Genomic DNA, 20,511 nt, shown 5'->3' with positions numbered 1-20,511 from the left:
TAAAAGATGTCTACAATTTTTCTTCCGATATCGATTTCAACAAACGCAATCGCGCTGGAGTTCCTGCCTGGCCGCCGACAGCCAAATCGTGGACACAAAAAAGGCGCCCACAAGGGACGCCTTTTTCAACAGCTTGCAAAAGCCCATAGGGCTTTTGAGCCTTACTCTGCTGGAGTAGCAGCAGGCTTCTTGCCGAAAGCACCAAAGCGATCTGCGAAGCGCTGTACACGGCCGCCAGTGTCCAGAGTTTTCTGCTTACCGGTGTAGAACGGGTGGCACTCGTTGCATACGTCAGTGCCCAGTGGCTTGCACAGGTTCGAACGGGTTTCGAACTTGTTGCCGCAGCTGCAGGTGACTTCGATGGTTTCGTACGCTGGATGGATACCGGCTTTCATGGTGACTTCCTCAGGCTAGCGTGCCGCCACTCGACACCATTGTCGAATACCGCACGTAATTAGGCCGCGGATTCTACCAGACCTTTTTAAACGCGCAAGCGCCGCTCTGCATCGATTCAACACGCCAACGCCCCTTTCATCCGAAAACCGCGGCATACCCAACGCATCCCTCGTCTGCTAGGCTCCCGCCCTTCGTCATCACCCTCCTTATAGAGAACCCCTCGCGTGCCCGACGCCATTTTGCGCCTAGCCCTGCCCTCGCCCCTGCGCCGCCTGTTCGACTACCGGGCCCCGGCCGGCGTGCTGCGGGCGCAGTTGCAGCCAGGCATGCGGGTACGGGTGCCCTTTGGGCGCAGGGAAATGATCGGCATCCTGGTGGAGGTGGCTGATCACAGCGAAGTCCCGGCAGAAAAGCTCAAGCCGGCCGTGGCCATCCTCGACGCCACCGCGCCGCTACCGCCGGCGCTGTTCAAGCTATGCCTGTGGACTGCCCAGTATTACCAGCACAGCCTGGGCGACACCTTGAGCTGGGCGCTGCCGGTGCTGCTGCGCCAGGGCGAGTTGGCTGAAGCACGCCAGGAGCGCTTCTGGTCGACGGTGCCCGGCGCACGCCTCGACGACCCGCGCATCGCCCGCGCTCCGCGCCAGCGTGAAGCCCTCGCGACGCTGGCCCAGCACCCCCATGGCGTGGCCCATCAGCTCTTGAGCAAGCTGATGCTGAGCAAAGACAGCCTCGACCTGCTGCTCGCCAAAGGCCTGGTGCAAGTCGAGATCCGCAAGCACGCCCCGGACCCGCGCCATGAACACTGGCTGGCCCAACCGGAATTGCCGCTGAACCCCGAACAGCGTGCGGCCTATGAAGCCATTCGCGCAGGGTTTGACAGCTTTCACGCGTTCCTGCTGGCCGGCGTGACCGGCAGCGGCAAGACCGAAGTCTATCTGCAGTTGATCCGCGAAACCCTACAGGCGGGCAAACAGGCGCTGGTGCTGATCCCCGAGATCAACCTCGGCCCGCAAACCCTGGCGCGTTTCGAACAGCGCTTCAACGCACGCATCGCCCTGGTGCATTCGGCGGTCAACGACCGTGAACGCCTGGAGTCGTGGCTGGCGGCGCGGGACGGCGAGGCCGACATTATTATCGGCACCCGCTCGGCGCTGTTCACCCCGATGAAAAACCCCGGGCTGATCATCATCGACGAAGAACACGACGGTTCGTATAAGCAGCAGGAAGGCCTGCGCTACCACGCCCGCGACCTGGCCCTGGTGCGTGCGCGCCAGGAAGACATCCCGATCGTACTGGGTTCGGCCACCCCTTCCCTGGAAAGCCTGCATAACGCCTACACCGGCCGTTATGGCCTGCTACGGTTGAATGAGCGCGCAGGCGGCGCCAAGCAACCGCGTTTCCTGCGCCTGGATGTAAAAAGCCGGCCACTGGACAGCGGCATTTCCGGGCCGATGCAACAAGCCATCGGCCAGACCCTCGCCGCCGGCCAGCAAGTCCTGGTGTTTCTCAATCGTCGCGGCTTCGCGCCGACCTTGTTGTGCCATGACTGCGGCTGGATGTCCGAATGCGAACGCTGCGATGCGCGCATGACCGTCCACCAGCGCCATGGCGAGTTGCGCTGCCATCACTGCGGCCATGTGGAACGCGTGCCGCGTCATTGCCCGCAATGCGGCAAAGTCGACCTGCGACCGGTTGGCGCGGGCACCGAACGCGCCGAAGAACGCCTGGGCATTCTGTTCCCGGACTACCCGGTGCTGCGGGTCGATCGCGACAGCACCTCGCGCAAAGACGCGATGAACCAGCTGTTCGCCACCATCCAGAAGGGCCAACCGTGCATCCTGGTGGGCACGCAGATGCTTGCCAAGGGGCATCACTTCCCCCGGGTGACCCTGGTGTCGATCCTGGATGCCGACGGCGGCTTGTTCTCCGGGGACTTCCGCGCCAGCGAGCGCATGGCGCAGTTGATCGTGCAAGTCGCCGGGCGTGCCGGGCGTGCCGAGGAGCCGGGCAAGGTGATCATCCAGACCCACCTGGCTGACCATCCGCTGCTGATTCAACTGACCGAACAAGGTTATTTCGCGTTTGCCGAGCAGGCCTTGAGCGAACGCCGCGCCGCCGGCCTGCCGCCCTTTGCTCACCTCGCGCTGCTGCGTGCCGAGGCGCACAAGCCGGGCCAGGCGGAGGGGTTTCTCGATGAAGCCTGCAGCGCCGCCGAACGTCTGCTCGGCGAACTGGGCCTGAGCGGCATCGAATTGCTCGGCCCGGTGCCCGCGCCCATGGAGCGCCGCGCCGGACGGTATCGCGCTCAGCTACTCTTGCAGGCGACGTCACGCGCGCCGCTGCATCGGCTATTAAGTAGCTGGTTACTTGCGCTGGAGCAAATGCCCAGCGGACGCCAGGTGCGATGGTCGATGGATGTGGACCCGGTCGATTTGTATTGATAGTTAAATCGCCATCACCGGCACGCCAGGCCCCGCATTTCGAAATGTGAACACGCTTAAATGTGGCAGCGGGCTTACCCGCGATGAGGCCCGCAGGTCCGCCATCTGGTCTGAACGGTTGGCAAGCCTGCCCTCGCCACGGATAATGCCCAGTTTTTCCACCTGCGCATCGCGCGCCACCGCTTGCGGTCGAAAGAGAACACCATGAAAGACACCATTCGCCAGCTGATCCAACAAGCCCTCACCCAACTCGTCAACGAAGGTGTGTTGCCTGAAGGCCTGACGCCGGCGATCCAGGTGGAAAACACCCGCGACAAGACCCACGGTGACTTCGCCAGCAACATCGCGATGATGCTGGCCAAGCCGGCCGGCATGAAGCCGCGCGACCTGGCGGAGAAAATCATCGCCGCGCTGCCGGCCGATCCGCAGGTGAGCAAGGCCGAAATCGCCGGCCCGGGCTTTATCAATATCTTCCAGAACACCGAGGCCCTGGCTTCACGCCTCGATGCCGCCCTGGCCGACGCCAAAATCGGCGTGCGCAAGGCCGGCCCCGCAGAGCGCGTGGCCATCGACCTGTCGGCGCCCAACCTGGCCAAAGAGATGCACGTCGGCCACCTGCGCTCGACCATCATCGGCGACGGCGTGGCACGGGTGCTGGAGTTTCTCGGCGACACCGTGATCCGTCAGAACCACGTGGGCGACTGGGGCACCCAGTTCGGCATGCTGATGGCCTACCTGCAGGAAAACCCGATCACCAGCAACGAGCTGTCGGACCTGGAAAACTTCTACCGCGCCGCGAAGAAGCGCTTCGACGAATCCGAAGCCTTCGCCGACCGCGCCCGTGGCCTGGTGGTCAAGCTGCAAGCCGGCGACAAGGAATGCCTGGCGCTGTGGTCGCGTTTCCGCGAAATCTCTCTGGCCCACTGCCAGAAAATCTACGAACTGCTCAACGTCAAGCTGACCATGGCCGACGTCATGGGCGAAAGCGCCTACAACGACGACCTGATCAACGTGGTCAACGACCTCAAGGCCAAAGGCCTGCTGGTGGAAAGTAACGGCGCGCAGTGCGTGTTCCTCGAAGAATTCAAGACCGCCGAGGGCGAGCCGCTGCCGGTGATCATCGTCAAGGCCGATGGTGGCTACCTCTACGCCACCACCGACCTGGCCGCCGTGCGCTACCGCAGCGGCGTGCTCAAGGCCGACCGTGCGTTGTATTTCGTCGACCAGCGCCAGGCCCTGCACTTCCAGCAGGTGTTCGAAGTAGCGCGCCGCGCCGGTTTCGTCACGCACCCGATGCACATGGAACACATGGGGTTCGGCACCATGAACGGCGCCGACGGCCGCCCGTTCAAGACCCGTGACGGCGGCACCGTGAAGCTGATCGACCTGCTGAACGAAGCTCAGGAACGTGCCTACAACCTGGTGAAGGAAAAGAACCCGGAGCTGGCGGACGCCGACCTGCGCAACATCGCTCGCGTGGTGGGCATTGGCGCGGTGAAATACGCCGACCTGTCCAAGCACCGCACCAGCGACTACAGCTTCAACTTCGAGCTGATGCTCAACTTCGAAGGCAACACCGCGCCGTACCTGCTGTACGCCTACACCCGCGTGGCCGGGGTGTTCCGCAAGCTGGGCAAGGACTTCAGCGAAGTGCAGGGGCAGATCGTGCTGGAAGCGCCCCAGGAACAGGAACTGGGCGCCAAGCTGGCGCAATTCGCTGAAGTGCTGAACAGCGTCGGCGAGAAAGGCACGCCGCATATCCTCTGCACTTACCTGTACGAAGTCGCCGGGCTGTTCTCCAGCTTCTACGAGAACTGCCCGATCCTCACCGCCGACGACGAAGCCCACAAGCAAAGTCGCCTGCGCCTCGCCGCACTGGCTGGACGGACCCTCAAGCAAGGCCTGGAACTGTTGGGCCTGGAAACTCTGGAGCGTATGTAAGTTGGCTGCCAAGAAAAAACCTGCACCCAAGCGTGGCGCCAGCCGCTACCAGGCACCGGCGAAGAAGCCTATTCCGGGCTGGCTGTGGATGGCCATCGGCCTCACGGTCGGCGCGTTCATCGTATTTCTGATGAAGCTGGACCCAGGCCAGGGCGATGACGTCAAACGGGTCAAACAGGAGCAGCAAAAAGCCACGAAAATGGCCGAAGCCAACAAGACCGCCCCAAGCCCGACCGCGCCGGTGAAGCCGAAGTACGACTTCTACACGCTGCTGCCGGAATCGGAAGTGATCGTGCCGCCCGACGCCGTGCCGGAGAAAACCCTGCCGACGCCGCAAGTACCGACCACGCCGGTCACCCCGGCGGAAGCGGCCAAAATCGACACGGCACGGGCCCAGGCCGCGCTGGCCGGGATCACCCCGCCGCCACCGCCGCCGGTTGCGACCACCAAGGCGGCGCCGGTGACCAAGTTCTTCCTGCAGGCGGGCTCGTTCCCGAAACAGGCGGACGCCGATCGCGTGCGGGCGCAGATCATCCTGCTGGGCCAGGCGGTCACGGTGGAATCCGGCACCGTGAAGGACGCGACGTGGTATCGCGTGTTGGTGGGGCCATTCAGCAACCGTGAACAACTGACCGTGGCGCAGAAACAATTGGCCGGCGCGGGCTTTAGCAACCTGTTGTTACAACAGCGCCAGAGCCGCTGATCTAAAGCCAATACGGATCAAAATGTGGGAGGGGCTTGCCCCCGATAGCGGTAGATCAGTCAATATTTTCGGCGACTGATACACCGCGATCGGGGGCAAGTCGAATCGTCGCACCGCCCCTCCCACATTGGTTTTAGGCGGTTCTCGAAAGTGTGTCAGACCAATAGACACCATTCGTCCGTACCAACCTCCCAAGGTTGAAATCATCCCCGCTACCCCCATATCAGTTCCCACCAGGGCATTTTCGCCCCGCTGCGTGGAGACTCTCCTCTTGACCACCATCGTTTCAGTACGTCGCCACGGCAAAGTCGTCATGGGCGGCGACGGCCAGGTTTCTCTTGGCAATACCGTGATGAAAGGCAACGCAAAGAAAGTGCGCCTCCTGTACCACGGCCAGGTGCTCGCGGGCTTTGCCGGCGCTACCGCCGACGCCTTCACCCTGTTCGAGCGTTTCGAAGGCCAACTGGAAAAACACCAGGGTCATTTGGTTCGCGCCGCCGTCGAACTCGCCAAAGAATGGCGCACCGACCGCTCCCTCAGCCGCCTCGAAGCCATGCTGGCCGTCGCCAACAAAGACGCGTCCCTGATCATCACCGGTAACGGAGATGTGGTTGAGCCTGAACACGGGCTGATCGCCATGGGTTCCGGCGGTGGCTTCGCCCAAGCGGCAGCCAGCGCACTGTTGAAGAAAACCGACCTGTCGGCCCGCGAAATCGTCGAGACCGCACTCGGTATCGCCGGCGATATCTGCGTGTTCACCAACCACAACTTCACCATTGAGGAGCAGGACCTCGCCGAGTAAGCCGTAGGCTTATTCCCGCTTGAGGACCGCAAACACTATGTCCATGACTCCCCGCGAAATCGTCCATGAACTCAATCGCCATATCATCGGCCAGGACGATGCCAAGCGCGCCGTTGCCATCGCGCTGCGTAACCGCTGGCGCCGGATGCAACTGCCGGAAGAACTGCGCGTTGAAGTAACGCCGAAGAACATCCTGATGATCGGCCCGACCGGCGTCGGTAAAACCGAGATCGCCCGGCGCCTGGCTAAGCTGGCCAATGCCCCGTTCATCAAGGTCGAAGCGACCAAGTTCACCGAAGTCGGCTACGTGGGCCGCGACGTTGAATCGATCATTCGTGACCTGGCCGACGCCGCTCTGAAACTGCTGCGCGAACAGGAAATGACCAAGGTCAGCCACCGCGCCGAAGACGCCGCCGAAGAACGCATCCTCGACGCCCTGCTGCCACCGGCCCGCATGGGCTTCAACGAAGACGCCGCACCCGCCTCGGATTCCAACACCCGTCAGCTGTTCCGCAAGCGCCTGCGTGAAGGCCAGTTGGACGACAAGGAAATCGAGATCGAAGTCGCCGAAATGTCCGGCGTCGACATCTCCGCGCCGCCTGGCATGGAAGAAATGACCAGCCAGTTGCAGAACCTGTTCGCCAACATGGGCAAGGGCAAGAAAAAAAGCCGCAAGCTCAAGGTGAAGGACGCGCTGAAGCTGGTGCGCGACGAAGAAGCCGGGCGCCTGGTCAATGAGGAAGAACTCAAGGCCAAGGCCCTGGAAGCGGTCGAGCAGCACGGCATCGTGTTTATCGATGAGATCGACAAAGTGGCCAAGCGCGGTAACTCCGGCGGCGTCGACGTGTCCCGCGAGGGCGTACAGCGCGACCTGCTGCCGCTGATCGAAGGCTGCACCGTCAACACCAAGCTGGGCATGGTCAAGACCGACCACATCCTGTTTATCGCGTCCGGTGCGTTCCACCTGAGCAAACCAAGCGACCTGGTGCCGGAACTGCAAGGCCGCCTGCCGATTCGCGTGGAGCTCAAGGCGCTGACCCCGGGCGACTTCGAACGCATCCTCAGCGAGCCGCACGCCTCGCTCACCGAGCAATACCGTGAGCTGCTGAAAACCGAAGGCCTCGCCATCGAGTTCCTGCCGGACGGCATCAAGCGCCTGGCGGAAATCGCCTGGCAGGTCAACGAGAAGACCGAGAACATCGGTGCCCGTCGCCTGCACACCTTGCTCGAACGCCTGCTCGAGAAAGTGTCCTTCAGCGCCGGCGACCTGGCCGGTGCGCAGAATGGCGAAGCGATCCAGATCGACGCCGACTACGTCAACAGCCACCTGGGCGAATTGGCGCAGAACGAAGATCTGTCTCGCTATATCCTGTAAACCTCACACAGCACTGCTTTGCTTCAATGTAGGAGGGGGCTTGCCCCCTCCCACATTTTGAAGCCGGTTTATTCAGGACCCTCATCAATGTCGAAATTTCCTACTGCTGTAAACCTGCACAAAACCTCAAACACCCTCGGCCTCACCTACGGCGCCGAAGAGGTCTACCAGTTGCCCGCCGAATTCCTCCGGGTACATTCGCCTTCCGCCGAAGTCCAGGGCCACGGCAAACCGATCCTGCAATTCGGCAAGCTCAACGTGCGCTTGAGCAAGATCGAACCGGCCGGTCAGTACGCACTGAAATTGATCTTCGACGACGGGCACGACAGTGGATTGTTCACCTGGGACTACCTCTATCAATTGGCCGTGCGTCAGGACGCGCTGTGGATCGATTACCTCGCCGAACTCAAAGCGGCCGGTAAAACCCGCGACCCGGATCAGTCGGTCGTGCGGCTGATGCTCTAGCCCAGGCTTCTTGCTCTTTAGAGGGCATTTTCTAATTCCATCTGCTTGAATGCCCACTCCTGTGGCCAATGATTGGCCCACTTGCGAAAAAAAATAAACTCGGGTAACCAATGGAACTGGCAAGTTCCCTGCATTTGACGATGCGGTATCAACGGTCACCCGAGTCGCAGTACCTGGCTTGTGTTGTGTATCGAAACGTGGTGCGCAGCGGTACCCGGTACTCGTCTTTCGGACAATGGAGCGTCGTAGATGAGTAACAAGAATAACGATGACTTGAAACGCCAGGCCTCGGAAAACACCTTGGGGCTGAACCCGATCATCGCGTTACGTAAAAAGGACTTATTGGCCTCGGCGAAGATGGTGCTGAGCCAAGCCATCAGACAACCGTTGCACAGCGTCAAGCATGTCGCCCACTTTGGCGTCGAATTGAAAAATGTGATGTTCGGCAAGTCCGTGCTAGCGCCCGAAAGCGATGACCGTCGCTTTCAAGACCCGGCCTGGAGCCAGAACCCACTCTACAAACGTTACCTGCAAACCTACCTGGCGTGGCGCAAGGAACTGCACGACTGGATCGGCGACAGCAACCTGTCGGAGCAGGACATCAGCCGCGGTCACTTCGTGATCAACCTGATGACCGAAGCCATGGCCCCCTCCAATACGGCGGCCAACCCGGCGGCGGTCAAGCGCTTCTTTGAAACCGGCGGCAAAAGCCTGCTGGACGGCCTGTCCCACCTGGCCAAGGACATGGTGCATAACGGCGGCATGCCGAGCCAGGTCAACATGGGCGCCTTTGAAGTGGGCAAGTCCCTGGGCACCACCGAAGGCGCGGTGGTGTTTCGCAATGACGTGCTGGAGCTGATCCAGTACAAGCCAATCACCGAACAGGTCCACGAACGCCCGCTGCTGGTGGTGCCGCCGCAGATCAACAAATTCTATGTCTTCGACCTGAGCCCGGATAAGAGCCTGGCACGTTTCTGCCTGCGCAACGGCCAGCAGACGTTTATCGTCAGTTGGCGTAATCCGACCAAGGCCCAGCGCGAATGGGGCCTGTCGACGTATATCGAGGCGCTCAAGGAAGCGGTCGATGTGGTCACCGCGATTACCGGCAGCAAAGACATCAACATGCTCGGCGCCTGCTCCGGCGGCATCACCTGCACCGCCCTGCTCGGCCACTACGCGGCGCTGGGGGAGAAGAAGGTCAACGCCCTGACCCTGCTGGTGAGCGTGCTCGACACCACGCTGGACACGCAGGTGGCGCTGTTTGTGGATGAGCAGACGCTGGAAGCGGCCAAGCGCCATTCCTACCAGGCCGGCGTACTGGAAGGCCGCGACATGGCCAAGGTGTTTGCCTGGATGCGCCCCAACGACCTGATCTGGAATTACTGGGTCAACAACTACCTGCTGGGCAACGAGCCGCCGGTGTTCGACATCCTGTTCTGGAACAACGACACCACGCGCTTGCCGGCGGCATTCCACGGCGACCTGATCGAGCTGTTCAAGAACAACCCGCTGGTGCGCGCCAATGCCCTGGAGGTGTGCGGCACGCCGATCGACCTCAAGCAGGTCACAGCCGATATCTACTCATTGGCTGGCACCAACGACCACATCACGCCGTGGCAGTCCTGCTACAAGTCGGCGCAACTGTTTGGCGGCAAGGTGGAATTTGTGCTGTCCAGCAGCGGGCATATCCAGAGCATTCTCAACCCGCCGGGCAACCCCAAGGCGCGCTACCAGACCAGCGACAGCCTGGCGGGAAAACCGCTGGAGTGGCAGGAAAATGCGACTAAGCACACTGACTCGTGGTGGCTGCATTGGCAGGCGTGGCAAGCGGAACGTGCGGGCAAGTTGAAGAAGGCACCGACGACATTAGGCAATAAAACCTACGCCGCAGCCGAAGCGGCGCCTGGCACCTACGTGCATGAACGGTAGCGCGCCCTTTTTGGGATTGAAATGGGATCAAATGTGGGAGGGGGCTTGCCCCCGATAGCGGTGTATCAGTCACCAGATCCATTGACTGACCGAACGCCATCGGGGGCAAGCCCCCTCCCACATTTGGAGTGCATTCTAGCTGGAATACTTCACAGGGCTTGAGCATGCCGCAACCGTTCATCTTCCGCACCATCGACCTGGATGGCCAAACCATCCGCACGGCGGTACGCCCGGGCAAGCCGCACTTGACGCCGCTGCTGATCTTCAACGGCATCGGCGCCAACCTCGAGCTGGTGTTTCCGTTCGTCCAGGCGCTGGACCCGGACCTGGAAGTGATCGCCTTCGATGTACCGGGCGTCGGCGGTTCCTCCACGCCCAAGCGGCCGTATCGCTTTCCCGGCCTGGCCAAACTCACCGCGCGCATGCTCGATTACCTGGACTACGGCCAGGTGAATGTGGTGGGCGTGTCCTGGGGCGGCGCGTTGGCGCAGCAGTTTGCCTACGACTACCCGGAGCGCTGCAAGAAGCTGATTCTCGCCGCGACCGCCGCCGGTGCGGTGATGGTGCCAGGCAAGCCGAAAGTGCTGTGGCTGATGGCGAGCCCGCGGCGCTATATCCAGCCGTCCCACGTGGTGCGCATTGCGCCGATGATTTATGGCGGCTCGTTCCGTCGCGATTCGAAACTGGCCGCCGAACACGCGAGCAAAGTGCGCTCGGCCGGCAAGCTGGGCTACTACTGGCAACTGTTCGCAGGGCTGGGCTGGACCAGCATCCACTGGCTGCACAAGATCCGTCAGCCGACCCTGGTGCTGGCCGGGGACGACGACCCGCTGATCCCGCTGATCAACATGCGCATGCTCGCCTGGCGTATTCCCAACGCACAGTTGCACATCATCGATGATGGCCACCTGTTCCTGATCACCCGCGCCGAAGCCGTGGCGCCGATCATCATGAAATTTCTCGAGGAGGAGCGCCTGCGCGCGGTGATTCATCCCCGTCCGGCGGTGTAAGGACCACACCGCCGCGCAACTTGCCGAGAACCGACTATGGTTCTGAATTGGCGTGCCTGTTGATGGTTTGACGAAGGAGTGTTGGCTCATGCGAGAAAGACCCGTGACGAACCCGGCGCCCACCCCTGCCGTGTTCATCAACGCGCAAAATGCGATCACCGGCCTGCGCGGCCGGGACTTGCTGTCGACTCTGCGCAGCGTCGCCGCCCACAGTTTGCGCAACCCGGTGCATACCGCCCGTCATGCCCTGGCCCTCGGCGGCCAACTGGGGCGCGTGCTGCTCGGCGAAACGGTGCATGAACCCAACCCCCACGACAGCCGCTTCATCGACCCGACCTGGGCCCTCAACCCGCTGTATCGGCGTAGCCTGCAGGCGTATTTGAGCTGGCAGAAACAGACCCGCCGCTGGATCGATGACAGCACCCTGAACGCCGATGACCGCGCCCGTGCGCACTTCGCCTTCAGCCTGATCAACGATGCGGTATCGCCCTCCAACACCCTGCTCAACCCGCTAGCCATCAAGGAGTTGCTCAACTCCGGCGGCAACAGCGTGGTGCGCGGCGTAAGTAACCTGTTCGAAGACTTGCTGCACAACAACGGCCTGCCGCGCCAGGTCAGCAAGCACGCCTTTGAAGTGGGCAAGACCGTTGCCACCACCCCAGGCTCGGTGGTGTTTCGCAATGAACTGCTGGAGCTGATCCAGTACAAGCCCATGAGCGAAAAACAGTACGCCAAACCGCTGCTGATCGTGCCGCCGCAAATCAACAAGTACTACATCTTCGACCTGAGCCCAGCCAACAGCTTTGTGCAGTACGCCCTGAAAAATGGCCTGCAGACCTTCATCGTCAGCTGGCGCAACCCGGATGTACGCCACCGCGAATGGGGCCTGTCCACCTATGTGGCCGCGCTGGAGGAGGCACTCAACGTCTGCCGCGCCATCACCGGCGCCCGCGAGGTCAACCTGATGGGCGCCTGTGCCGGCGGCCTGACCATCGCCGCCCTGCAAGGCCACCTGCAAGCCAAGCGCCAACTGCGCCGTGTCTCCAGCGCCAGCTATCTGGTGAGCCTGCTCGACAGCCAGATCGACAGCCCCGCCACCCTGTTCGCCGACGAGCAAACCCTGGAAGCCGCCAAGCGCCGCTCCTACCAGCAGGGCGTGCTGGATGGCCGCGACATGGCCAAGGTGTTTGCCTGGATGCGCCCCAACGACCTGATCTGGAACTACTGGATAAACAACTACCTGTTGGGCAAGGAACCGCCGGCCTTCGACATCCTGTACTGGAACAACGACAACACGCGCCTGCCCGCCGCCCTGCATGGCGACCTGCTGGACTTCTTCAAGCACAACCCGCTGAGCCATCCCGGTGGCCTGGAGGTGTGCGGCACGCCCATCGACCTGCAAAAGGTCACGGTGGACAGCTTCAGCGTGGCCGGGATCAACGACCACATCACGCCATGGGACGCGGTGTACCGCTCCACCCAATTGCTGGGCGGTGAGCGGCGCTTCGTGTTGTCCAACAGCGGGCATATCCAGAGCATCCTCAACCCGCCGGGCAACCCCAAGGCCAACTACGTCGAAAACCTCAAGCTGAGCAGCGACCCGCGCGCCTGGTACTACGACGCCAGCCATGTCGAAGGCAGTTGGTGGCCACAGTGGCTGGCCTGGATTCAACAGCGCTCGGGCGTACAACGCGAAACCCTCACCGCCCTGGGCAACCAGAATTACCCTCCGATGGAAGCAGCGCCAGGCACTTACGTGCGGGTCCGCTGAGCTCAACGATCCTATTTAAGAAGACCGGATGAAGACCCGCGACCGTATCCTCGAATGTGCCCTGCAGTTGTTCAACCACAAGGGCGAACCCAACGTGTCGACCATGGAGGTGGCCAATGAAATGGGGATCAGCCCCGGCAATCTCTACTACCACTTCCATGGCAAGGAGCCGCTGGTGCTCGGGCTGTTCGAGCGTTTTCAGAGTGAGCTGTCGCCCCTGCTCGATCCACCGCCGGGCGCGCAACTGGAGGCCCAGGATTACTGGCTGTTCCTGCACCTGATTGTCGAGCGCATGGCCCATTACCGGTTTCTGTTCCAGGACCTGTCGAACCTGGCGGGGCGCCTGCCGAAGCTGGCAAGGGGCATTCGCAACCTGCTCACGGCGCTCAAGCGCACCCTGGCGTCATTGCTCGCACGGCTGCAGGCGGCGGGGCAGTTGGTCAGCGGCACCCAGGCGCTGGGCCAACTGGTGGAACAGATCACGCTGACCCTGCTGTTTTCCCTGGACTACCAACGCATTCTCGACCGAGAAGGCGAGGTGCAGGTGGTGGTGTACCAGATCATGATGCTGGTCGCGCCGCACCTGTTGCCGGCGGCGCGGGAAGCAACGGAGCGCTTGGCGCTGCGCTATATGGACGATCCGGTTTAACTGTCCGTCTTACAGACACTGCGTCATTGAGGCTCACCGAACTGGTGAGAGAACTTGAACAGCTCGCAGTCACTCCGGATGCCCAATTTTCGATAAGCCGATTGTTTTTGCGTGCTGATCGTACTTGCGCTGCGCGAGAACTTTGCCGCAATCGAATTGACGGTCATACCATCCAAAAAACAACGCAGTACTTCCTGCTCCTTGGGCGTGAGGCAAGCATGCAAGCGTTGCGGGATCGATAACTCTTTGTTCGATCCGGTTGTCGCAATATCGCGAATCGGCGGTATCCCCCGTAGTGTCGGCAACATACAAGGCTGCAAGTAAATCCCGCCTTGGGCGACCGTGCGAATCGCCGTGATCAATTCAATCAGATTCTGGGTTTTGCCCAACACGCCCCAACTTCCGGCTTTCAACGCCAGTGAAACCGTTGCGGGGGTGTAGTGCGAAGAAACAACAATAGGCCTGCACTGGCTGAATCGTCGATTCAGCGTCTGGATCAGACTGAGGCCATCCATGTCCGAGGGCCCCAGGATAAAGTCCATCACCACGATATCCGCCGACCGCTGGGCGAGCGCCTCCAGCAACTCCCTGGCGGTCCCGAAGGAGCCGATGACAGTGAGATCGGCCTCTTTGCTCAGCCCCAATTCGATCCCCTGTCGAACCATCTCATGGTCATCGAGCAACATGACCGCATAGGTATCGGAAAGTGAAGTAGTCATCACGAAACCTGCATAAGTGGATTCAGCTCATGACAAACAAACTCTCGCCATTACACGCTCGGTATATCCCAGGCCAAACCACTGAGCAATACAGAAACAGACTAAGACCGACGCTTTCAGCAGTGTCTGACAGTTGTGTCTTACAGAAAAGTTGCAACAGCGCTATTTAGAAAAAACTCGAATAGGCGCCGATTGTTTTTTCGAACAATCACGAGACAAATTTCGTTACTTCTCTATAGGAAAACCACTGGTTCCAGCGAACAATTACGCCGTCCTCTCCACTTGAAAACGACAAACAAACTTCAGACCCATGGTTTGAAGTGGTGACGGGGCTACCGCTAATTTACGATCGGGAACACTATGAACAACAACGCACTATCCACCGCTGCGGCCATGCTTGCCGTGACCGCCGCCGTCTCGCAACCCGCTCTCGCGGCAACGGATGGCACCCTCAATTTCAGTGGGTTGGTGAACGACGTGACCTGTACCGTCGAAGGCTCGGCGCCGGGCACCGGCGCAGTGGTCAAGGACGTCAACCTGGGAGGCGTCGCCGCTGCGCGCCTGGCGAACCCGGGCGATCGCGCCAACCTGACCGGTTTCACCATTCGCATCGGTGGGCCGGGCGAAGGCAGTTGCGCTAACGGCCGCACCGCGATGGTGGCTTTCGACCCAACCAGCCCGGCCATCGATGTGGCGACCGGGCGTTTGAACATCGATGGCTACAACGACCCGGCCGACACCACCAACGCCAAGAACGTACAGATCGAAGTGACTAACCGCGATGGCTCTCCCATCCACGTCTACACCGAGAAATCGGCGGGGGTGGTGATCGCCGACAACCAGGCCGTCATCCCACTGGCCGCGCAAATGTACGCCAGCGGCGCCGCCACCGAAGGAACGGTCCGCACGCGGGTCGGCTTCCTGGTCGAGTACGCCGATTAAGGGACCAGCATGCCGGCCTTGCACGCAACGGACCTGCGCCGTCGTGCAGGGTCTGCCCGCTGACTCGAAGAGCATTCAGATGATGAAAACAATCGCCCGCCTTGCCCTAGCCTGCTGTGCTGTCGGAGGGTTCTCGCTGCTAGCATCCGGCGCCCACGCGGGCGTGATTATCTACGGCACACGCGTGATCTACCCAGCCGACCGGCAAGAGGTGGTTGTACGCCTGGAGAACAAGGGCAACCGCCCGGCGCTGGTGCAGACCTGGCTGGATGCCGGCGACGTGCGCTCGACACCCGCGACAGCGCAAACACCGTTCAGCCTGTCGCCGCCGATCTTCCGCATCGAGCCCCATCAGCAACAGGCGGTGCGCCTGCGCTATGCCGGCGAATCAGCCCCCGGCGACCGTGAACGCCTGTACTGGCTGAATGTGCTCGAAGTCCCCCCGCTGGCCGCCGATGCCGCGCAGAACAACCAGATCGAACTCGCGTTCCGCAGCCGCTTGCGGGTATTCCTGCGACCGCAGGCACTGCCCTACCCGGTCAGCAGCGCCCCGGCAAAACTGCAATGGCAACTGGTGCGCCACGACCAGGGTTTTGCCCTACAGGCAACCAATCCGACGCCGTACCATATTTCCCTCACCTCGATTGATTTGCTGAGCGACGGCAAACGCTTCAGCAAAGCGCCGAACAAGGCCGCCAATGACAGCCTGCTGTTGCCGGCCGGCGATGTGAAACGCTTTGTGCTGCCGCTGCTGCGCGAACGCCCCAGTGGCGCGCCCCAGGTTGAGTTCACGACGGTCAGCGACTTCGGCGCCCGCGTGCGCCATTCGGCGGGCCTCACCCCTGCCTCCACCCAGTGACTGACGGTATGAACGCTACTTCCCTTTCACACCTGCCAGCCAAGTGCCTGCTGTTGACGTGGGCGCTGTTTGGCGCCGCCGTCGTGCAGGCCAGCGTGGTGATCAACAGCACGCGCATCGTCTACCCGCAGCAAGCCAAGGAGGTGACGGTCCGGCTCGAAAGCAAGAACCAGGCGCCGGTGCTGATCCAGGCATGGCTGGACAACGGCGACGAGCGCTTGACGCCGGACCTCGCCGCAGCGCCCTTTGTCGCCACGCCACCGATCTTTCGCATGGAGCCGGGTAAACAACAGGTCGTGCGCCTGGCCTACACGGGCGACACCTTGCCGTCGGCCGAGGAAAGCCTGTTCTGGTTCAACGTACTGGAAGTGCCCGCGCAAACGCCAGGCGCCCAACAGGGCAATCAGTTGCAGCTCGCCTTCCGCTCGCGGATCAAGCTGTTTTTCCGTCCGCAGAACCTGCCTTACGCGGTCGAGGCCGCGCCTGGAAAACTGCAATGGCGCCGCGTTTCGAACGCGCAAGGCCAGGCGCTGGAGGTCTACAACCCGAGCCCTTATCACGTGACCTTCGAACAGATCGACCTGCTGGAGTCGGGGCGGCGTCATCCCCGCCAGGTCGCCACATCAGGCGCCGAAAACATGGTGACACCCGGCGCTCGCCAGCGCTTCGCGCTACCCACCCTCAACACGCCGCCAGGTGCTGCGGCCACCGTAGAGTTCCGCACGCTCGACGATTTCGGGGCCAAGGTCTCGCACAGCACCAAGGTCGCGCCATGACCGCCTAAATACATCCGCCAGCACCTCTGCAGGCCGGCTGGCCGCCTGACTCACTTCATTCCACACGTTCGGTTGATGCCCTTTTTTCAGGGCAGGGCTTGCCCATGCCCGAATTCGGACAGCACCTATTTTCCGGGAACGGTCACCATGCGTTTGAACATGCCCGCCAGGCCAGGCCACGGGCCCCTGACACACCCTCGATTGCGGCTAACGACGCGATGCCTGTTACTGCTGAGCAGCGCTCATGCCCTGGATGCCCACGCGGCGGAGCATGTCGCCTTCAACCCGGCCTTCTTTGCGGATCGCGCGGGCGGCCTGCAGGTCGATATTTCAAAATTCAGCCAGGGCAACATTGTGCTGCCCGGCAGCTACCGCGCCGATGTCCACCTCAACGGCCAGTGGATCGGGCGCGAAACCGTGTCGTTCGCGGCGGTTGAAGGCCAGAGAACCGCGCAGTTGTGCCTGGCGCGTGAGGCGCTGCTCAGGTTCGGCGTCGACCTGGACGCGGTCGACCGGCAATCCGCCCAAGCCGGTGTCGCAGCCCCCTCACCGTTTGCCGACTGCGCCGACATTGCCACCTACCTGCCGGGCGCCAGCAGCCCATTCGACGCCGGCGAAAACCGCCTGGACCTGCAGATTCCGCAGATCTACCTGGCACGTAAGGCGCGCGGCTATGTCGACCCGCGCCAGTGGGACAGCGGCATCGATGCTGCCTTTGTGCGCTACAACGCCAATACCTTTGCGACCCGCACCAACGGTCGCGCGCTCAGCTCCCATTATCTAGGCCTCAATACCGGGCTTAACCTGGGCGATTGGCATTGGCGCCACAACGGCAGCTACAGCCAAACCGACAGCGCCTCGGGTTATCAAAGCAACGCCACCTACGTGCAACGCGACGTAAGCCCGCTGCAGTCACAACTGATGGTGGGCGAGATCCACACCCCGGGCGAGTTATTCGACAGCGTGCGCCTGCGCGGGGCCAGCCTGTTCAGCGATGACCGCATGCTGCCAGACTCCCAGACCGGCTTTGCGCCCGTCGTGCGTGGCGTCGCCGAGACCAACGCGCGGGTCAGCGTGCGCCAACGCGGCGTGTTATTGGACGAGGTCTCCGTCGCCCCCGGCCCGTTCGTGCTCAATGACTTGTTCCCGACCGGCTATGGGGGCGACCTGAACGTCACGATCACCGAAGCCGATGGGCGTCGGCGCGATTTCGTCGTGCCGTTCGCCGCCAACGCCAACCTGTTGCGTGCCGGCTATAAGCGCTACTCGGTGAGTCTCGGCCAACTGGATGAAATTGGCGTGCGCCACCCTCCCAAACTGCTGCAGGCCACCTACCAGCATGGCCTCAGCAACCTGTTGACCGGCTACACCGGCGCGGTGCTGGCCGACGACTACAGCTCGCAACTGGCGGGTGCGGCATTCAACACGGCGTTTGGCGCGCTGTCTTTGGACCTGACCCACTCCAGCGCTCACCTGAAAGGGCACGGCTTCCTTGAGGGGCAAAGCCTGCAGATGCGCTACAGCAAGAACTTCGCAGACACCGGCACCCACTTTGCGCTCGGCACCTACCGGTATTCCACCGAAGGCTTCCTGAGCGTGGCCGACGCGGCACGCGTGCGTGGCCTCGCCATCGACGGGCTGCGCGTCGACAGCCTGTCGCGGCTGCGTGACCGGATGGATATCAGCCTCAATCAGAGCCTGGGCGTCGGCACGGTGTACCTGACCGGTTCCTCACAAAACTACTGGAACCGCAAAAGCGCCAACCTGACCTTCACCGCCGGTTACAGCGGTGCCTGGAAAGGCATTCACTACACCCTCAGCGCCCAGCGCAGCCGTGACTTGCTGAGCGAACGCGTCGACAAGCAAGTGGACTTGACCCTGAGCCTGCCCCTGGGCAACGGCCCACGCTCGCCGACCTTGACCACCACGGCCTATCGCGGCGATCAAAGCAGCGGCGAGCGCGTGACCCTCGGCGGCAGCCTGGGTGAACGCAGCGAGTTCAGCTACGGCATCGGCGCCAGCCAGACGCACGGCAGAGGCAACGCCAGCAGTGCCGACATGAAATACCAGACCGGCCAAGGTGTGCTTTCCGCCAGCGTTGGCCAGAGCAGTGCCTACCGTTCGGCATCGTTCGGCATGACCGGCGGCATGGTCGCGCATGCCGGCGGCGTGACCTTCGCGCCGGAGTTGGGCGATACCGTCGGCATCGTCCAGGCGCCCGACGCCGAGGGCGCACGGATCAACGGCAACCACAGCGCTCAAATCGGCAAGCGCGGTTATGCCGTGGTCCCCCACCTCACGCCGTACCGCCGCAACGTCGTCGAGTTGGACCCCAAGGACCTTTCCGTCGATGTGGAGCTCAAGAGCGCCGCGCAAAACGTCGCCCCCCGCGCCGGTTCGGTGGTGAAGCTGCAATTCGCCACGGTCAGCGGCCAGGCCTTGTTGATCACGGCCCTGAGCGAGGATAGCAATCCACTTCCCTTTGGTTCGGATGTCTTCGATGAAGACGGCGCCAGTGTCGGCATTGTCGGGCAGGGCGGTAAGGCGTTTGTCCGTGTGGCGCGCCCGCAGGGGCAGTTGACGGTCAAGTGGGGGGCCAATGCCGGGGGCATATGTCGGCTGGACTACGACCTGGGTACGAAATCGACGGCTAAAGGCGCGAACCGCCTGCGCCATCTGAACGCGGGCGCCTGCAAAGGTGGTGCGGGCGGTTGATCCGGCGCAGGCAAGCGCCCTACTTTTTATGGCGGGACTGAAGATGAAACACTCCACAAACCTCGTTTCAATACTGCTCGTGCTTGGCTTGCCAATCGCGGCTCAAGCGGCGTGCGAGAGCTATCCTCCTGACGCCGAGCTTGGCCTCTCCCTCCCGGCCGTGATTACCGTCCCCGACAGCCTGCCGCTGGGAAGTGTGATCGCCCAACAAGCATTCAGCGGCTCTGTGCCTGCCCTCTTCTACAATTGCCGCACCGGCACCCCAGCTTCGGCCTTCGGGCGCTATGCAAGACCGTTGGACCCGACAACCGGGTCCTATCCGACCGAGGCACCGGGGGTTGGCATGCGGCTGCTCATCAGCGACGCCCGCCCATCGACCAGTGCCTATGCCATCGAAAGTTTTTCCGGTGCCGTCGTGCCTCCCGGAAGGCACCCCTCCTTCACAAACGCGAAGGTGACCCTTTACAAAATCGGGCCGGTAACAGACGGGGTCGTGCCTGCCGGAACTATCTTTGAATACAGACTGCACGGCCCCTGGGGTTACTTAGGCCGCTTTAGCCTGCGGCTCAACAACTCGGTACGCTTCGTCAGACCCGCCGCCACCTGCGATCTGGCGGCCGGTGACGTCAACCGCACGATCTCGCTGGACCCGGTTCAAGTCAGCGCCTTCCAAAATGCCATCAGCGCAGGCGCGCGCGACTTCGAGTTGACGGCGAACTGCAGCGACGCCACCCACGTCACCTTTCGGCTCGCCGGCACGCCCGCCCCCGGGAACGACGCGCTCTTCGCCAATACCGGCAGCGCCGGTGGCATCGGGCTGTGGCTGTATTCGCGGATCAATGGGGTGGCCCAGACGATTAGCGCCAACGGCACCGATAGCAGCCGCACGCTGGTGGTTTCCGACAACCGTGCGGTCTTGCCACTCGGCGCCGCCTATCACCAAAACGGCGCGGTCAGCCAAGGCACGCTCGCCAGTACCGCCACCGTCAACATTACCTATAACTGAAACGCCGGA

18 protein-coding genes and 1 pseudogene are annotated in these 20,511 nt (G+C 62.2%); 15 read left to right on the top strand and 4 right to left on the bottom strand.

The annotated features are described in order from the left end of the window. Positions 1 to 57: 57 nt before the first annotated feature. Positions 58 to 147: pseudogene (locus ACP7CJ_RS10365) on the bottom strand (thermonuclease family protein); the annotation flags it as partial. Between the two features lie 14 nt (positions 148 to 161). Then, positions 162 to 395 (bottom strand): 50S ribosomal protein L31, encoded by a 234-nt coding sequence (gene rpmE / locus ACP7CJ_RS10360; protein ID WP_247406541.1) that lies wholly within the window; start codon positions 393 to 395, stop codon positions 162 to 164. A 225-nt stretch (positions 396 to 620) separates the two neighbouring features. Here rpmE and ACP7CJ_RS10355 point away from each other — a divergent pair, with 225 nt between their 5' ends. Continuing rightward, positions 621 to 2,840, top strand: coding sequence for a primosomal protein N' (locus ACP7CJ_RS10355; RefSeq protein WP_426100469.1), 2,220 nt, complete (start codon positions 621 to 623; stop codon positions 2,838 to 2,840). A gap of 3 nt (positions 2,841 to 2,843) precedes the next feature. Here ACP7CJ_RS10355 and ACP7CJ_RS10350 read toward each other — a convergent pair whose 3' ends face one another. Next, positions 2,844 to 3,074 (bottom strand): hypothetical protein, encoded by a 231-nt coding sequence (locus tag ACP7CJ_RS10350; RefSeq protein ID WP_426120558.1) that lies wholly within the window; start codon positions 3,072 to 3,074, stop codon positions 2,844 to 2,846. On the opposite strand from ACP7CJ_RS10350, the gene argS reads away from it, so the two are divergent. From argS to ACP7CJ_RS10305, 9 genes are all read left to right on the top strand, one after another. Then, on the top strand, positions 3,045 to 4,781 hold the full coding sequence (gene argS / locus ACP7CJ_RS10345) for an arginine--tRNA ligase (protein ID WP_276195939.1): 1,737 nt from the start codon (positions 3,045 to 3,047) through the stop codon (positions 4,779 to 4,781). The genes ACP7CJ_RS10350 and argS overlap by 30 nt on opposite strands. A gap of 1 nt (position 4,782) precedes the next feature. Next, positions 4,783 to 5,484: an SPOR domain-containing protein gene (locus ACP7CJ_RS10340; protein WP_276195938.1), complete on the top strand. Its 702-nt coding sequence runs from the start codon at positions 4,783 to 4,785 to the stop codon at positions 5,482 to 5,484. Positions 5,485 to 5,755: 271 nt separating this feature from the next. After that, complete coding sequence (gene hslV, locus ACP7CJ_RS10335; RefSeq protein WP_247399883.1) at positions 5,756 to 6,286, top strand: ATP-dependent protease subunit HslV; 531 nt, start codon at positions 5,756 to 5,758, stop codon at positions 6,284 to 6,286. 37 nt (positions 6,287 to 6,323) lie between these two features. Then, positions 6,324 to 7,661: an ATP-dependent protease ATPase subunit HslU gene (gene hslU, locus ACP7CJ_RS10330; RefSeq protein WP_426100471.1), complete on the top strand. Its 1,338-nt coding sequence runs from the start codon at positions 6,324 to 6,326 to the stop codon at positions 7,659 to 7,661. Positions 7,662 to 7,748: 87 nt separating this feature from the next. Next, positions 7,749 to 8,126 (top strand): DUF971 domain-containing protein, encoded by a 378-nt coding sequence (locus tag ACP7CJ_RS10325; protein ID WP_276195935.1) that lies wholly within the window; start codon positions 7,749 to 7,751, stop codon positions 8,124 to 8,126. Between the two features lie 249 nt (positions 8,127 to 8,375). After that, positions 8,376 to 10,055 carry a class II poly(R)-hydroxyalkanoic acid synthase gene (gene phaC, locus ACP7CJ_RS10320; protein WP_426100473.1) on the top strand — a complete coding sequence of 560 codons (1,680 nt, stop codon included), beginning with the start codon at positions 8,376 to 8,378 and terminating at the stop codon, positions 10,053 to 10,055. 164 nt (positions 10,056 to 10,219) lie between these two features. Continuing rightward, positions 10,220 to 11,065, top strand: a complete 846-nt coding sequence (gene phaZ, locus ACP7CJ_RS10315; protein WP_247399872.1) for a poly(3-hydroxyalkanoate) depolymerase — start codon at positions 10,220 to 10,222, stop codon at positions 11,063 to 11,065. An 88-nt stretch (positions 11,066 to 11,153) separates the two neighbouring features. Next, complete coding sequence (gene phaC, locus ACP7CJ_RS10310) at positions 11,154 to 12,836, top strand: class II poly(R)-hydroxyalkanoic acid synthase (protein WP_276195932.1); 1,683 nt, start codon at positions 11,154 to 11,156, stop codon at positions 12,834 to 12,836. Positions 12,837 to 12,864: 28 nt separating this feature from the next. Further along, the gene (locus ACP7CJ_RS10305; protein WP_276195931.1) at positions 12,865 to 13,485 is read left to right on the top strand and encodes a TetR/AcrR family transcriptional regulator; all 621 of its coding nucleotides are present in this window, start codon (positions 12,865 to 12,867) and stop codon (positions 13,483 to 13,485) included. Between the two features lie 23 nt (positions 13,486 to 13,508). Here ACP7CJ_RS10305 and ACP7CJ_RS10300 read toward each other — a convergent pair whose 3' ends face one another. Further along, positions 13,509 to 14,204, bottom strand: a complete 696-nt coding sequence (locus ACP7CJ_RS10300) for a response regulator (RefSeq protein ID WP_426100475.1) — start codon at positions 14,202 to 14,204, stop codon at positions 13,509 to 13,511. Positions 14,205 to 14,564: 360 nt separating this feature from the next. Between ACP7CJ_RS10300 and ACP7CJ_RS10295 the strand changes: the two genes are divergently transcribed. The 5 genes from ACP7CJ_RS10295 to ACP7CJ_RS10275 all read left to right on the top strand — a co-directional run bounded on the left by ACP7CJ_RS10295 (position 14,565) and on the right by ACP7CJ_RS10275 (position 20,502). Then, positions 14,565 to 15,146: a fimbrial protein gene (locus ACP7CJ_RS10295; RefSeq protein ID WP_426100477.1), complete on the top strand. Its 582-nt coding sequence runs from the start codon at positions 14,565 to 14,567 to the stop codon at positions 15,144 to 15,146. 82 nt (positions 15,147 to 15,228) lie between these two features. Continuing rightward, the gene (locus tag ACP7CJ_RS10290) at positions 15,229 to 16,005 is read left to right on the top strand and encodes a fimbrial biogenesis chaperone (protein WP_426100495.1); all 777 of its coding nucleotides are present in this window, start codon (positions 15,229 to 15,231) and stop codon (positions 16,003 to 16,005) included. An 8-nt stretch (positions 16,006 to 16,013) separates the two neighbouring features. Next, positions 16,014 to 16,781, top strand: a complete 768-nt coding sequence (locus ACP7CJ_RS10285; RefSeq protein ID WP_426100479.1) for a fimbrial biogenesis chaperone — start codon at positions 16,014 to 16,016, stop codon at positions 16,779 to 16,781. Positions 16,782 to 16,928: 147 nt separating this feature from the next. Beyond that, positions 16,929 to 19,496 (top strand): fimbria/pilus outer membrane usher protein, encoded by a 2,568-nt coding sequence (locus tag ACP7CJ_RS10280; protein ID WP_426100481.1) that lies wholly within the window; start codon positions 16,929 to 16,931, stop codon positions 19,494 to 19,496. Between the two features lie 43 nt (positions 19,497 to 19,539). Beyond that, the gene (locus ACP7CJ_RS10275) at positions 19,540 to 20,502 is read left to right on the top strand and encodes a fimbrial protein (protein ID WP_276195926.1); all 963 of its coding nucleotides are present in this window, start codon (positions 19,540 to 19,542) and stop codon (positions 20,500 to 20,502) included. Positions 20,503 to 20,511 lie beyond the last annotated feature (9 nt).

The organism is Pseudomonas sp. PSPC3-2, from assembly GCF_049897085.1.
In the GTDB taxonomy this organism is placed as follows: Bacteria; Pseudomonadota; Gammaproteobacteria; order Pseudomonadales; family Pseudomonadaceae; genus Aquipseudomonas; species Aquipseudomonas paraveronii.
This window is presented reverse-complemented; position numbering and strand designations above follow the sequence as displayed.

What these genes read in the sequence shown, in the direction of transcription:
- phaC (WP_426100473.1), top strand. Translation starts at nt 8,376, where the DNA reads ATGAGTAACAAGAATAACGATGACTTGAAACGCCAGGCCTCGGAAAAC.
- ACP7CJ_RS10275 (WP_276195926.1), top strand. Translation starts at nt 19,540, where the DNA reads ATGAAACACTCCACAAACCTCGTTTCAATACTGCTCGTGCTTGGCTTG.
- argS (WP_276195939.1), top strand. Translation starts at nt 3,045, where the DNA reads ATGAAAGACACCATTCGCCAGCTGATCCAACAAGCCCTCACCCAACTC.
- ACP7CJ_RS10290 (WP_426100495.1), top strand. Translation starts at nt 15,229, where the DNA reads ATGAAAACAATCGCCCGCCTTGCCCTAGCCTGCTGTGCTGTCGGAGGG.
- ACP7CJ_RS10295 (WP_426100477.1), top strand. Translation starts at nt 14,565, where the DNA reads ATGAACAACAACGCACTATCCACCGCTGCGGCCATGCTTGCCGTGACC.
- ACP7CJ_RS10305 (WP_276195931.1), top strand. Translation starts at nt 12,865, where the DNA reads ATGAAGACCCGCGACCGTATCCTCGAATGTGCCCTGCAGTTGTTCAAC.
- rpmE (WP_247406541.1), bottom strand. Translation starts at nt 395, where the DNA reads ATGAAAGCCGGTATCCATCCAGCGTACGAAACCATCGAAGTCACCTGC.
- ACP7CJ_RS10325 (WP_276195935.1), top strand. Translation starts at nt 7,749, where the DNA reads ATGTCGAAATTTCCTACTGCTGTAAACCTGCACAAAACCTCAAACACC.
- ACP7CJ_RS10300 (WP_426100475.1), bottom strand. Translation starts at nt 14,204, where the DNA reads ATGACTACTTCACTTTCCGATACCTATGCGGTCATGTTGCTCGATGAC.
- ACP7CJ_RS10285 (WP_426100479.1), top strand. Translation starts at nt 16,014, where the DNA reads ATGAACGCTACTTCCCTTTCACACCTGCCAGCCAAGTGCCTGCTGTTG.
- phaZ (WP_247399872.1), top strand. Translation starts at nt 10,220, where the DNA reads ATGCCGCAACCGTTCATCTTCCGCACCATCGACCTGGATGGCCAAACC.
- phaC (WP_276195932.1), top strand. Translation starts at nt 11,154, where the DNA reads ATGCGAGAAAGACCCGTGACGAACCCGGCGCCCACCCCTGCCGTGTTC.
- hslU (WP_426100471.1), top strand. Translation starts at nt 6,324, where the DNA reads ATGTCCATGACTCCCCGCGAAATCGTCCATGAACTCAATCGCCATATC.
- ACP7CJ_RS10280 (WP_426100481.1), top strand. Translation starts at nt 16,929, where the DNA reads ATGCGTTTGAACATGCCCGCCAGGCCAGGCCACGGGCCCCTGACACAC.